Raw genomic sequence first — 13608 nt, 5'->3', positions numbered from 1 at the left:
TTGATAATCATCGAATTTATCTCACTTTTCAACTAAATCATTTATTTAAAAGTATTTAAACAACTCTCTAGCCAAGTTAACCAACACCGCGTAAAATTGCCGTCCTTAACTATATTCAAATAGGATCCTTTGTGAATACATATTGCGGCTTAGACTTTGGTACTTCTAATTCTACCTTTGGTACCATCGAAGAAGGTAACCCGATACTTTTGCCGTTAGAAGGCGATAAATTGACCATTCCCAGCGCAATATTTTTTCACTTTGAACTGAACCAAACATTTTTAGGACGAGCGGCAATTAATGAATACATTGACGGTGAATTCGGCCGCATTATGCGTTCATTAAAAAGCGTACTAGGTACGCCGTTAATGGAAGAGAAAACTCAAATAAAATCTGAGCAAGTGCCCTTTGCTGATATTGTTACCAGTTTTTTAAGCCACTTAAAAGCGCGTGCTGAACATAGTGGTAACCGTCCATTTGAGCAAGTGGTACTGGGCCGACCGGTACATTTTGTCGATAATGACAAACAAGCCGATTTATTAGCACAAGATACACTGGAAACTGCAGCGTTAAGAGCAGGCTTTAGTGATGTGTTATTTCAATACGAGCCAATAGCTGCGGCGCTTGATTTTGAACAAAGCATTAATCAAGAAGAAATCGCTTTAATTGTCGATATTGGTGGTGGTACCTCAGACTTTTCAGTGGTGCGCTTGTCACCTGAACGTGCGCTTAGAAGCGATCGTGAAGACGACATTTTAGCGAACGGCGGTATTCATATTGGTGGTACCGACTTTGATCGTAAATTAAGTTTAGAAACGGTTATGCCACACTTGGGTTATAAGAGTAAACTTAAAGAAAGCAAACAAATTCGCAATACTGACAGCCAATTTAGCATCCGCAGCTCAATAGCCAATGTCTCCCATAATGAAACCAAGCAAATGTTTATGCCATCAAGCTACTATCACGAGTTAGCAACCTGGCACAAGATCCATCATTTATATGAAAAAAACACACTCATAACGTTAAAGGATCTAGCCTTTAGAGTTGAGAAAAAGCAGCTGATAGACCGTTTATTAAACCTGATTAATAAACGTGAAGGCCACTTGTTAGCCATTGATGTTGAACAAGCAAAAATTGATTTAACGACTCACGCTAGCGCAAACATTGATTTAGATTATGTTGAGTCAAAATTAAACGTTGATTTAACAATAAATCAATTACATGACGCAATTCAAACTGAAGTAAATAATATTAAGAAACAGGCATTACAGACTATTGCTGATGCGGGCGTAAAATACACCGACATTACCAAAGTATTTATGACCGGCGGTACAACCGCAATACCTATGGTTAGACAATCTATTACTGATTTATTCCCAAACACAGAGATTGTCGATGGTGACAAATTCGGTAGTGTAGGCATGGGTTTGGCTATAGATGCGGGACGTAAATTTGGCTAAAACACGGCCATAGCTACAAGGCTTTGCTTGTAGCTATTAGGTTCTAGCTTTCTAGCCATTTCCTGAACTTGTTTCAGGAAGTGGTATGAGTTAACCCATCAAGTTGCCCACTTAAGCGGTCACTTCACAAGCCTTGTTTCTCGTTTCTATTTTAATGAAACACTTGTTTACTAAAGCGCATATGCTTAGAGTTTTCGGTTAGCTTTTTAAAGCCCTCATGATCAACACATATTAAATTTTCATGATCTCCAGCTTCAAGATACACTTCATCTAACTCATCAAGTAACGAATCACAAATCATGGTCATGTTATAAGCGTCACCTGCAGGTGGCACAGCACCATGCTCACAATCTTTGAATAACTCATACACTTGGCTTTCTTTAATTAAATGATAACTGCCAAGTAATTCGTCATTGATAAATGACATACTCACCTTATTATTTGCAGGCAATACTGCCATCAATTTTCGCCCTTCATGATCTTCCAGCATCACTGCTTTTGCAATTTTATGCAGGGGAACATTGGCTGATATGGCACTGCTTACAGAATTAAGGCTATGAAAATGTGGGATCACCTGATAATTAATATGATGTTGGTTCAGGTAAGAATCCAGTCGGGTTGCAACAGACATAAGCACCTCCAAACATGTTATGTAAATGCTAATTCACCTAGTTAAGTATAGTTGCAAATGGTTAAACTGTCGTAATTTCAATCAATAAAATAAGTTGCAACTTCAGGTAACCATTGAAACTTATTTAAAGTCTAATACATTGAAAAATAACCATAAAACTTAAATATAGATATTAAGAAGATATATGTCTGTAAAGCTTTATTAACTTCTAGATAATTTTTATAACAATTATTGAATTATTCAATTTGACTACGCTTAGCAATTTTTGCAAAAATCCCGTCCATATCTAGAAAAAGAATTTATTAGGGAGAATTAGATGAAAAAATTATCATCATTACTGCTTTGTGCATTTAGTGCAGTAAGCGCCGTTTCAATTGCCGATGAAGGCATGTGGCAACCACATCAATTACCTAGCATTAGTAAAGAATTAACTGCTGCCGGTTTAGAGTTAAATCCGACTGACTTAACTAACCTTACCGAATTTCCTATGGGCGCCATTGTAAGCTTAGGCGGGTGTACTGCATCGTTTGTATCAGACCAAGCGCTAGTCGTAAGTAATCATCACTGTGTATATGGCTCTGTGCAATATAATTCAACAGAAGAGAACAACCTGCTTAAAAATGGATTTTTAGCAAAATCATTTAGTGATGAATTGCCCGCAGCACCAGGTCAGCGTATTTACGTAACCGAAGAAATTACTGATGTAACACCGCTTATAAAAGCGGGGATTACTACAACCATGAAAGGCGATGATCGTTATAAGTTTATTGATACAAATAGCAAAACACTGGTAAGTGAGTGTGAGCAAGATAAAAACTACCGTTGTAGCGTAGTTAATTTTCATGGCGGCCTTGAGTACTACTTATTTAAACAATTAATGATCCGTGACGTACGTTTAGTGCACGCACCAGCATCAAGTGTGGGTAAGTATGGCGGTGATATTGATAACTGGATGTGGCCACGTCATACTGGCGATTACGGCTTTTACCGAGCATACGTAGGTAAAGATGGCCAACCTGCCGACTACTCTACAGACAATGTGCCTTATCAACCTAAGCATCACTTAAAAGTGAATAAAGCATCTGTTGATGAAGACGACTACATTATGGTATTGGGTTACCCGGGTAGAACTAACCGCTACCGTGTAGCCAGTGAAGTTGAGCATCAATTTACTTGGGCTTACCCTGCCGCTAAATCTTACCGAGAAGAGATCATTAATTTGATCCATGAAAACTCAGCAGTAGGTAGCGAAAAGCGCATTAAGTATCAAAACGAGTTAGCAAGCCTGGCAAACTACGCCAAAAACTACGGTTCATTAGTTGAAAGCTACAACAAAGGTACTACCCTAGAGCGCAAGCAACAACTTGAAAGCGATTTAACCGCGTGGATTAACAGTGATGCAAAACGTAAAGCTAAATACGGCAATGCCCTGCCTGGTTTAAATAAACTGATAGCAAGTAGCCAAGAGTTTTCACCACGCAGCTATGTGTTAAGTTATATGGGTAGAAGCCAATTACTGACCACTGCAAACAAACTGCATCGTTTAGCCATTGAAAAAACTAAACCAGATCTTGAGCGTCAACGCGGTTATCAAGAGCGTGATATGGACCGTTTCGCCCAAGGCATGAAAACCATTAATCGTCGTTTAGATTTAGATATTGATCAAAAAATCTTGTCACATATGTTAACGCATTACGCTGCCTTGCCTGCCAAGCAACGCATTAAAGAGCTTGATCAATTTTTTGGTCTGGAGAACGGTTTAAACGAAACAGCATTAACCAAAAAACTTAATGACATATACAAAAATACCAAACTAGCCGACGAAGCGACTCGTTTAGCTTGGATGGATAAAAGTACTGAAGAGTTTAATAACTCTACTGACCCATTCATTCAGCTAGCAGTGCATACGTTTAAAGCGCGTAAAGCCATTGAAGACAGTGGCAAAGAGCTAGCAGGTAATATTCAAGCTTATCGCCCTAAATTTATGGAAGCATTGATTGCTTTTAATAAATCGAAGAACTTGCCCGTGTATGCCGATGCAAACAGTACATTACGCGTAACGTACGGCAACGTAAAAGGCTATTCACCTAAAGATGGTATTACTGCGACACCGTTTACTACCGTTGAAGGTATTGTGGCAAAAGACACTGGTGCATTCCCATTTGATGCCCCTAAAAAGCAACTCGAATTGATCAACAAAAGACAATACGGCTCGTACACTAAAGATGACTTAAATACAGTTCCTGTTAACTTCCTAGGCACCCTAGATATTACTGGCGGTAACTCAGGCTCACCAACATTAAACAGTAAAGCTGAATTTGTTGGTCTGGTATTTGACGGCGTGTATGAAAGCATTATTGGCGGTTGGGATTACGATGCGAAATTAAACCGTTCAATTCATGTCGACGTACGTTACATGCTTTGGGTTATGGAGCACATTGATGGCGCAACTAACCTGATCGATGAAATGGATATTGTTGAAATAACAGCTAACAGTGAAATAACAAGTACTGTAGCTGAATAACGGTACACGTGAAGCAAGAAAGCTAGAGGCTCAACGCTTGTAGCTTTCTAGCTTTCGATCACAAAAGTATGAAAGCGATTTAATTTTATATCTGTATGCCAGTAATCTTCAGGTAAACCGGCCTTAACTTTAAGTTTGCCAACAAAATCTCTGGGGTTAGGTAATGCCTCCCAAACAGAGGGCAGAAATAACGCATTATGACGCTGATATTTAATCACTAAACCATCAACCTCTGGCTCTAGCCCTTCAAGCAGTTGCATCTCTCCTTGATTAACCATAGATTCGAGAGGCGATAGTATTGATATTTGAAAACTCAAATCGGCAAGTTCATCTGCAGTTAAGTGCTCAAAGCGGTGATCTTCAAACGCGCTGCTATAACTGTACTTGCAAATATTTTCCCATAATGGTCGATCACTTTGCATAGTTCCTATACAGCCACGAAGCTCATCATTAATATATAAAGTGATAAAACAGGCGAAAGGCGAAAGTAGTGACATATCTTTAGGCGCTGTAGGCTTTACAAAGCAGTTTTCCTTTACCGCATGCGTCAACACCTGCCACACAAGGTTTATGGCAATGTTTTGTGTAGATTTTGATAACTCAATACAAGATAAAGCTGGCATAACCCACCACCTTGTCTTTATCACCTGCGGTATCACCTGAATTTTCATATTTAACCATACGTATTTTCCATTTGGCATGATCACAAAACTTAAAAAAACCATTTAAAACATTACTGCCACACGCATCTTCGCCACTCAAATCGGTGTCAAAATTGAGCATCCGTACTATGTTAAAGTTATCAATCGCGTTTGCCTGTTGGTAAGTATGAAAATGGCTCATGTCGGTGCTGATTAAAAACAAAGTACCCTCAACATTAAGCGCGTTGATGACTTTATATACCTCATCAGGCATGCATGAGCCTACGACAATAGGTATCAAAGTAAACTTTCTTAAACAGGCTTGTAAAAATGGCAACTGTACCTCCAAGGAATGTTCATGCTGATGCGCTTCATTTGAACTTTGCACTAAGCCTTTATCGAGTAAATCCTGGCAAGCATTCACATCAACGCTTATTTCGCCTAAAGGAGTAGCGAATGCATCGTAACTGGCAACCGCTAAACCGCGTAAAGCCATACGATGACAAGGCCCTAATAAAACCACTCGGTTAAAGTTTTGCGCGCAATTTGCCAACAAGCGATAAGCAGCGCCAGCAACTCCTCCAGAATACATATAGCCAGCATGCGGTACAATTAATGCTCTGGCATGTACGCCTGCATCAACAAACTCACCAATGCAATGCTTAACACTATCAGCCAGCTCTATAGGATCTTCAAAATAAAAACTGCCCGCCACGGCAGGCTCTCGTACAATCACATTTCCTCCTGCGACAAATCACATACCATATTTATTAAGTATAGATAACGAATAGCAATAATTTTCCTATACTTAATACAGGCGGTTAAAAATATGGCAGATACTTTGGTTGAACATTTTCCTACTAAGTATTGGCATCAGGTAGATGATGGCAGGGTTTGTTGTGATGTTTGTCCGCAACACTGCACTTTACGAGAAGGAAAACGTGGCAGCTGTTTTGTGCGCATGCATCATAAAGGCGAAATTGTGCTGACCAGTTATGGCCGCTCTTCTGGTTTTTGTATTGATCCTATTGAGAAAAAACCACTTAATCATTTCTATCCTGGCAGCAGCGTTTTATCTTTTGGTACAGCGGGTTGTAATTTAAGCTGTCAGTTTTGCCAAAACTGGGACATGAGCAAATCAAGACAGCTCGATACACTCTGCGCCACAGCTATCCCCGAACAACTGGCAATAAGCGCCAAACAGCGCAATTGTAAAAGTTTGGCGTTTACCTATAACGACCCGGTCATCTTTATGGAATACGCAATAGATACCGCTATTGCCGCAAAAGAGGTAGGAATAAAAAGTGTTGCCGTAAGTGCCGGTTATATCTGTGATGAACCAAGAATTGAGTTTTATCAACATATGGATGCTGCAAATATTGATTTAAAAGCCTTCACTGAACGCTTTTATCACAAAGTATGCCATGGCCACTTACAGCCGGTATTAGAGACTCTGCTTTACTTAAAAAATGAAACCCAGGTATGGTTTGAAATAACAACATTGCTCATTCCAGATGAAAACGACTCAGAGCAAGAGTTAAATGAAATGTGCCAATGGATCGCTGAAAATATTGGCCTAGAGGTACCGTTACATTTCAGTGCTTTTCATCCAGACTTTAAAATGCTCGACAAGGGCAAAACGCCAATTGCCACACTGTTAAAAGCAAGAAAAATTGCCCAAAGTTATGGTTTAAAGTTCGTCTATTGCGGTAATGTATTTGATGTCGATTCAGATTCTACCCATTGTCCCAATTGCCAACATCCCGTAATAGCAAGAAATTGGTATGAAATCAGCGAATATCACTTAACCGAAAACGGTAATTGCCAGCACTGCGGCCAGCAAATACCGGGGCGCTTCTCAGAATTTAGCAACAGCTTCGGTAGAAAACGTATACCTATTGCGATTATTTAAATGGAAAATTAATGGCTGAGTCTACGATAACCCCACAATCAATTCTAAATAAGGCGCTTGCATTGGCGCAGAAAAGCTCTTGGGAAAGCTTTAGCCTGTTAACACTGGCCGATAGTTTAAACTGCGATCTGAGCATCATTCGTAGTCATTTTCGCTCAAAAGACGATATGGCCGAAGCATTGTTCGACCAAGCAGATGCCGCCATGCTGCATTTTGCTACTCAACAAACAAACGATAAGTTAACCAGTGACGAACGCCTGATTAATTGCATAATGGCTTGGCTAAACTTTCTTAGCCCTTATAAGAGTTTGGTTAAAGAAATCCTTGCTTATAAATTTGAACTGGGCCATTTGCACCTGCAAGCTCACGGCATTACCAGAGTAAGCCGCACAGTACAATGGTTTCTACATGCTGCCAAGCGCGATTACTCTGGCCTAAAGCGCGTTGGCGATGAACTATCGGTAACGTCGGCCTATTTACTGAGTTTGGGCTTTTATTTCGTTGATAAAAGTGAGCAACATAATAAAACCCGGGCATTTTTACAACGTATGCTTAATAGAAACCGGCAGGTGTATCATCTATTAAAGGCAATAAGCCGACCAGTTCGGCAGCATAAGTAAGTAGTCAATGGATGCACTAACTCATGCTATTGTTGGCGCCACTCTAGCTCAATTGCCCCGCTCTCGCAGCAATAACAAACAAGGCATTATAACTTGGCAAAAACGGATCATTATAGGCGCCAGTGCGGCACTGTTTCCTGACATAGATTATCTGCTATTTTTTATAAACCCGTTAGACTTTCTTGCTTATTGGCACAGGGCTGAAACCCACTCATTGTTATTGGCGCCATTGTGGGCTTGGTTGATCATGCAAAGTTGGCAGCGGTTAAGCCGTTGGCAACTGCCAACACAATTACTATATGGGCTATGTTTGCTGGCCTTAATTTCTCACCCGTTATTAGACAGTCTTACTACATTTGGCACTCAATGGTTTGCTCCCGTCAGTCGTTACCCGGTTACGTTTAATCTATTGTTTGTAATTGATGCCTACTTTAGTGGAATTGTGCTGTGTACTTTGCTATTAGTCATTGTTTTAAACCAGCAAGTCATGAAGCTATTGGTATTATTGCTGCCCTGTTGCTATCTGCTCTTGGTGATTAACATCAAGCATGAAATTGAGCAGTCGGTCAGTGCTGTTCATCAACCAATTACCCTGCTGCCGCAACCATTTTCACCTTTATACTGGCAAGCCATAATACCAACAGAGGATGGCTTTGCTCAGGCATACATTAAACAGGGTGATGATCAGATAGCTCAATGGGTTAGTAGTACAATGGGTTTGCAACAGCAATCGGCAAACTATCAACTACACGAGCAATTACAATGGCAAAACCATAACACCCTGCCTACACAGACAAAAATAAAAAGGCCGGCACTGCAAGTTTGGCAACACCCCAAGTTCAAGGCATTTCAGCGCTTTAGTACTTACCCCATTTTTTATGACTACCAGCACACAGCACAACAAACTTGTGTATGGTTTAGTGATTTGCGTTATCACTGGCCAAATATCTCGCCGTCGTTTCGCTATGGAATGTGCCGACAAAACCAGGATGCCAATTTGCAAACTTGGCAATTACAACGAATGAAGTACTTTAGTAAACAGCAAGTAACGCTAAAATAGCCAATTAACCTGTCCCCCGCTATAAAAAGCCTAGAGTCTTAGCTTACCGGCAAAATTCAAAACCGAACATAGTCAGTTTAAAACCGAACACAAGTAACTCCCCTCACCTCACCACAAACCAGTAACCCATTGTAAATAAACAACTTTTAAAGTTGGCACGTATATTTCATTAAAAAGTTAATAATATGTTAATACAAATGAGTAATTATGAAAATTGAACTAGCCCAGCATAAACCTTGGAAGAAAATTACAGCAATTGCCCTGTTTATCAGTTTGCTTGGTTACGCCACGTTTGCCGTTAGCAGCAAAGCAAGCAAAACAGTAGACATTGCCAGCCTGTCCTTTCAAACAGTTAGTAGTGGGCCATTAGATATTTACAGTAACGCCTACGGTGAATTTGCCTCGGCAAAGGAGCGGTTATTAACGGCACCGGCATTAGGTAAAGTAGCTGAAATTTTGGTTCGTCCAGGAACTCAAGTAACGCCAGAGACCGTTATTTTGCATCTCAACAATCCTAAGCTTGAGCAAGAAGTTAGCCAGGCGCAAGGCCAGCTGGCACAACAACAAGCACAGTTAGAAGCGTTTAAATACGAGCAACAAAGTGAACGCTTAAATTATCAAGGCAGAATTGCCGACATTGAAGCGGAGATTGAAAAAGCCCAACTTGAATTATCAGTTAATGAAAATTTAATGAACTTGGGGGTATCGTCAAAAATTGAATTACAACGTGCCAAGTTAGCAGTAAAACAACAAAGTAAACGGTTGAAGTTTGAAAAACAAAAATACCAACAGTTTATTGAAATGCAAGGTTACCAGCTAACCCAGCGCGATATCACTATTGTTCAACAAGCCTCACAAGTTACTCTTTTAGAGCAGCAGTTGGCCGACATGCAAGTAAAAGCCGGGATAACCGGTTCATTACAAACGCTTGAGGTTGAATTAGGACAAAGTGTACAGCTAGGTGAGTCATTAGCAAAAGTTGGTAGCGATAAAGAGCTCATTGCTCGTTTGCGGTTACCACAACATCAAGCAGACCAAGTAGACATTAATGCCCCGGTGATCATAGACACCCAAAAAGGCAAAATAGCTGCCCATATTACTCGCATAGAAAGCGTTGTTGCCAATGGCTCTGTATTAGCAGAAGCCGTGTTAGATGGTGAGCTAACCTCAAATGCTCGCCCTTCTCTCGCAATATCTGCGCAAGTATTTGTAATACATAACGAAAAAGCAATATTTATTAAACAAGTTCCCGGATTAAGACCCCGTTCTAAACAAGCCGTATTTGTACGCACCACAAGCAACTTATTAGAGCAACGTAACGTAACATTTGGCGAGCTTTCACAAAATAAATTAGTTGTTGTTGAAGGTCTTTTAGCCGGTGAAGACATTGTTAGTAGCGACACCAGTAAATATACCCAGTTCAGCCAGTTATCTTTGCAAGACTAGAGACGTTAACGAATACACATTAATTAAAATATTAAATAAATTACAAATTTACAGAAAGGATTTGACCATGAAAAAAGTAGTTGAAATGAACAATGTACACAAACGTTACGACGGCCAACAAATAGAAACTCATGCATTGCAAGGCGTTTCACTTGAAATTCACCAAGGCGAGTTTGTTGCAATTACCGGCCCTTCAGGCTGTGGTAAGTCAACGTTATTATCAATTATGGGGTTAATGGACAGTGCCAGTGAAGGAGAATATCAAATAGCCGACATTAACACTGCCGGACTTAAAGTTGACCAACGTACGCAAATTAGAAACCAGCACATAGGTTATGTTTTTCAATCATTCAATTTAATTGACAGCTTGACTGTATTTGAAAACGTTGCCCTGCCGCTTGAGCACAGAAACGTTAACAAAACCGAAATAAAACAACGGGTTGAAGAAGTACTTACGCAAGTAGATATGTGGCATCGACAAAATTACCGCCCTAACCAGTTATCTGGTGGTCAACAACAACGTATTGCCATTGCTCGTGCATTAGTCGGTAAGCCAGATCTTATCTTAGTGGATGAACCAACCGGTAACCTGGACAGTAAAAATGGTGATCAAGTAATGGCATTGCTTGAGCAATTAAACAAAGATGGCTCAACCATTGTAATGGTAACGCACGACACCCGTTACTCACAATGTGCAAACCGTCAAATTCAGTTACTTGATGGCCAAATAGTAACAGAGCAAAAGTTAAGAGGTGTAGCATGAGCTTATACAAAAAAGCCTTCTATCATGGCATAGCAAGAGTTTTTGCTTTACCAAGGCTTAGTCTTCCACTGATCTTAACCTTAGGCCTGACTTTAGGCGCAGTGTTAAGTGTTACCGCTATTTCATCAACCTTGCTGTACCAGCCATTACAAGGTGTACCAAACGAGGCTAAATTACAAACTTATGAATATCGTTTCAAGATGTCAGACACCTTAAGTGTGTCGTATTGGAATATGAACCGTTTAGCTGCATTTGGTCAACAGTTTGCCGATCTTGGTGAATGGGCAGGTATCTCCCCGACAGAGCAAGATGTTGAAATAAACAATGGCATATATCCGACAACCAGGTTTGAAGCATCAGATAACATTTTACAAGTATTAGGCACGCGCTTATTACTAGGCGATGATGTTAGCATTGCTGCGCCTCAAAAGTATGTGTGGATCTCAGAGAGTCTTTGGCAATATGCCTACGCGGGTGCAGAATCAGTAATAGGTAAACAACTGAACGTAAATAATCAGTCGTTTATTATTGCCGGTGTTATTGAAGATGTAATGGCAATAAAGAGTAACGAGGCCATTTTGCCACAACAAGTTTGGTTTATAAAAAACCTTACCACTGTTGCCACGCAAGAAGATAATGTTGGTAATATCAGTAATGAAATTGATTTCCTGATCGTTAAAAGTACCAATGGCGAAGCCGTGTTACCAACCATTGCGCAAACTGATGAATGGTTAAACAACTACACCACCGCAAATGTTGACAGTGATAATCTACAAATGTTTTTAAACTTTCTCAACAATACTAACAAAGACGTTATTGTTGCACCTTATCGCAGCAATATGCTGGGTGAGACTGAAGGGTTAATTATTGCACTGTTTTGCGCTTCCCTTGGTTTACTCCTTATGGCGACTTTAAATTTATTAAATCTTTTTATCGCGCATTATCAAAGCCGTACTAAAGAATTTTCTATCCAATTAAGTTTAGGTGCAAGTTTATTGAAAGTTAGATTGCTAGTATTGCTTGAAAACTTACCAAGTTTTTTACTTGCTGCTACTGCGGGTTTATTAGTAACTGGTTGGGCCCTAAAAAGCTTACCATTAATTGCCGGTGACAGTTTACCAATGATTGATAGCATAGGACTAAATGGCGTCACTATCGCTACATCGTTTGCCATTATAGTGCTATTAAGCATACTGTTTAGCGCTCTCGCCTTAGTTGATATTGATAAAAAAGCATTAGCAAATAACCTGAACAGTAGTGGTAAAGGTATTCAAGCGCAGAGTAATCAATGGTTAAGTCGAGTGCTAATGGTACTGCAACTATCTATAGCCTCTATGTTATTAACGGCTTCGGTGATGATCACCCTGCAAAGCTATCAATCGGTATATCAAGACTTAGGTTATGACATTGGTAACTCTTACAATGTTTCTTTGACGATTGCCGATGAAGAATATGTTGCTAAGTTGCAGGATTACGAACAATACAAGCAAAACGAAATAAGCACACTGCTGCACGATGTTAGTACTACGATCGAAACTAACATTACTGACAGTAAGGTTATCATAGCAGACAATGGGCCTCTTTCTGACTCGTTGCGAGTTCAAGTATTTCTAAATGAAAACAATAATAACGAGCGTGTAATTTTTCAGGTCAGAAGTTTAAGTGCCGACTTTTTTAGTACCTTCAATATTAAAATGCTCGCCGGGTCCAATTTAACCCAGGAGCAAATTGACAATGACGAAGAACGCATCGTGATTGATCAGAACATGGCAACAACCATGTTCCCAACCTTATCTAATGAAGAAATTATTGGCAAAACCATTCAGATAAGCCCTGTCAGTGACACTCCAGTAAGGATAATAACGGGTATTGTCGCCAATACCATAAGCCAAACCGGCATTGCCGACCCGTTAGGATTACCTGTGGTTTATTCACATCGCATAGACACCGGAGGAACGTTACAATTTACGGTGATGATGCCTGAGGGGCAAAGAGTAACAAGCGAGATGATCGATAGTGAACTGAAACGAAAATTTCCACGTTTGAGTAACTTACAAGTGATGCCAGTCGTTGAAATTTGGCAACAACAAACACTTAATCAACGAGTGAGCTTATGGGTGGTACTCACCTTGACATCATTAACATTACTATTAGCCGCTATTGGGGTTGCCGGGTTAACGCAAATGACCACCAATCATCGTAAATATGAACTGGCAGTACGCATGGCAACCGGTGCTAAACAGTCGCGTTTAGTGCGCTTTATTTTAAAAGATGCGTTATGGATGTTAGTAATAGGCCTTGGTTTAGGCTTTATTATTTCAGTTGTTGGTTATCAGCAAATTCAACAACAACTGGAAATGCTGCCTGAATTTAATTGGTTGGCAATGACCGCATTAGATAGTGGCTTAATTGCTATTGTAGTGTTGTCTGTACTGATGCCGGCTTGGCGGGTAATTCGCTCTGATCCTATGCAAGCATTGCGTGAAGAGTAAATTGGTATAACGCCAAACAATAAAGTAAACTCAGGGCTATCACCAAGTGTAAACCGGTG

11 protein-coding genes are annotated in these 13608 nt (G+C 40.1%); 8 read left to right on the top strand and 3 right to left on the bottom strand.

Going from position 1 to position 13608, the window contains the following annotated elements; genetic code table 11:
• Positions 1-131 precede the first annotated feature (131 nt).
• Entirely contained in the window at positions 132-1460 is a 1329-nt protein-coding gene (locus RI844_RS02040) for an Hsp70 family protein (protein WP_348396813.1), read from the top strand.
• A 151-nt stretch (positions 1461-1611) separates the two neighbouring features.
• Here RI844_RS02040 and RI844_RS02035 read toward each other — a convergent pair whose 3' ends face one another.
• Entirely contained in the window at positions 1612-2091 is a 480-nt protein-coding gene (locus RI844_RS02035; RefSeq protein WP_348396812.1) for an aminoacyl-tRNA deacylase, read from the bottom strand.
• A 316-nt stretch (positions 2092-2407) separates the two neighbouring features.
• On the opposite strand from RI844_RS02035, the gene RI844_RS02030 reads away from it, so the two are divergent.
• Positions 2408-4615, top strand: coding sequence for a S46 family peptidase (locus tag RI844_RS02030; RefSeq protein ID WP_348396811.1), 2208 nt, complete (start codon positions 2408-2410; stop codon positions 4613-4615).
• Positions 4616-4662: 47 nt separating this feature from the next.
• Here the strand turns inward: RI844_RS02030 and amrA are convergent, their stop codons facing one another.
• A complete protein-coding gene (gene amrA, locus RI844_RS02025; protein ID WP_348396810.1) occupies positions 4663-5238 on the bottom strand; it encodes an AmmeMemoRadiSam system protein A in 576 nt (191 codons plus the stop codon).
• Positions 5216-5992, bottom strand: coding sequence for an AmmeMemoRadiSam system protein B (gene amrB, locus RI844_RS02020; RefSeq protein ID WP_348396809.1), 777 nt, complete (start codon positions 5990-5992; stop codon positions 5216-5218). Before amrB ends, amrA begins: the two co-directional genes overlap by 23 nt.
• A 93-nt stretch (positions 5993-6085) precedes the next feature.
• On the opposite strand from amrB, the gene amrS reads away from it, so the two are divergent.
• From amrS to RI844_RS01990, 6 genes are all read left to right on the top strand, one after another.
• Positions 6086-7168 (top strand): AmmeMemoRadiSam system radical SAM enzyme, encoded by a 1083-nt coding sequence (amrS, locus tag RI844_RS02015; RefSeq protein ID WP_348396808.1) that lies wholly within the window; start codon positions 6086-6088, stop codon positions 7166-7168.
• Between the two features lie 11 nt (positions 7169-7179).
• Positions 7180-7788: a TetR/AcrR family transcriptional regulator gene (locus RI844_RS02010; RefSeq protein WP_348396807.1), complete on the top strand. Its 609-nt coding sequence runs from the start codon at positions 7180-7182 to the stop codon at positions 7786-7788.
• Between the two features lie 7 nt (positions 7789-7795).
• Positions 7796-8848: a metal-dependent hydrolase gene (locus RI844_RS02005; RefSeq protein ID WP_348396806.1), complete on the top strand. Its 1053-nt coding sequence runs from the start codon at positions 7796-7798 to the stop codon at positions 8846-8848.
• Between the two features lie 207 nt (positions 8849-9055).
• Positions 9056-10294 (top strand): efflux RND transporter periplasmic adaptor subunit, encoded by a 1239-nt coding sequence (locus RI844_RS02000; RefSeq protein WP_348396805.1) that lies wholly within the window; start codon positions 9056-9058, stop codon positions 10292-10294.
• A gap of 67 nt (positions 10295-10361) precedes the next feature.
• Complete coding sequence (locus tag RI844_RS01995) at positions 10362-11057, top strand: ABC transporter ATP-binding protein (protein ID WP_348396804.1); 696 nt, start codon at positions 10362-10364, stop codon at positions 11055-11057.
• Entirely contained in the window at positions 11054-13549 is a 2496-nt protein-coding gene (locus tag RI844_RS01990; RefSeq protein WP_348396803.1) for an FtsX-like permease family protein, read from the top strand. The genes RI844_RS01995 and RI844_RS01990 overlap by 4 nt, the downstream gene beginning before the upstream one ends.
• Positions 13550-13608 lie beyond the last annotated feature (59 nt).

The organism is Thalassotalea fonticola (assembly GCF_032911225.1).
Classification (GTDB): Bacteria; Pseudomonadota; Gammaproteobacteria; order Enterobacterales; family Alteromonadaceae; genus Thalassotalea_A; species Thalassotalea_A fonticola.
This window is presented reverse-complemented; position numbering and strand designations above follow the sequence as displayed.

Coding starts and splice junctions, on each gene's coding strand:
- RI844_RS02010 (WP_348396807.1), top strand. CDS start 7,180: ATGGCTGAGTCTACGATAACCCCACAATCAATTCTAAATAAGGCGCTT.
- RI844_RS02030 (WP_348396811.1), top strand. CDS start 2,408: ATGAAAAAATTATCATCATTACTGCTTTGTGCATTTAGTGCAGTAAGC.
- RI844_RS02005 (WP_348396806.1), top strand. CDS start 7,796: ATGGATGCACTAACTCATGCTATTGTTGGCGCCACTCTAGCTCAATTG.
- RI844_RS02000 (WP_348396805.1), top strand. CDS start 9,056: ATGAAAATTGAACTAGCCCAGCATAAACCTTGGAAGAAAATTACAGCA.
- amrA (WP_348396810.1), bottom strand. CDS start 5,238: ATGCCAGCTTTATCTTGTATTGAGTTATCAAAATCTACACAAAACATT.
- RI844_RS02035 (WP_348396812.1), bottom strand. CDS start 2,091: ATGTCTGTTGCAACCCGACTGGATTCTTACCTGAACCAACATCATATT.
- RI844_RS01995 (WP_348396804.1), top strand. CDS start 10,362: ATGAAAAAAGTAGTTGAAATGAACAATGTACACAAACGTTACGACGGC.
- RI844_RS01990 (WP_348396803.1), top strand. CDS start 11,054: ATGAGCTTATACAAAAAAGCCTTCTATCATGGCATAGCAAGAGTTTTT.
- amrS (WP_348396808.1), top strand. CDS start 6,086: ATGGCAGATACTTTGGTTGAACATTTTCCTACTAAGTATTGGCATCAG.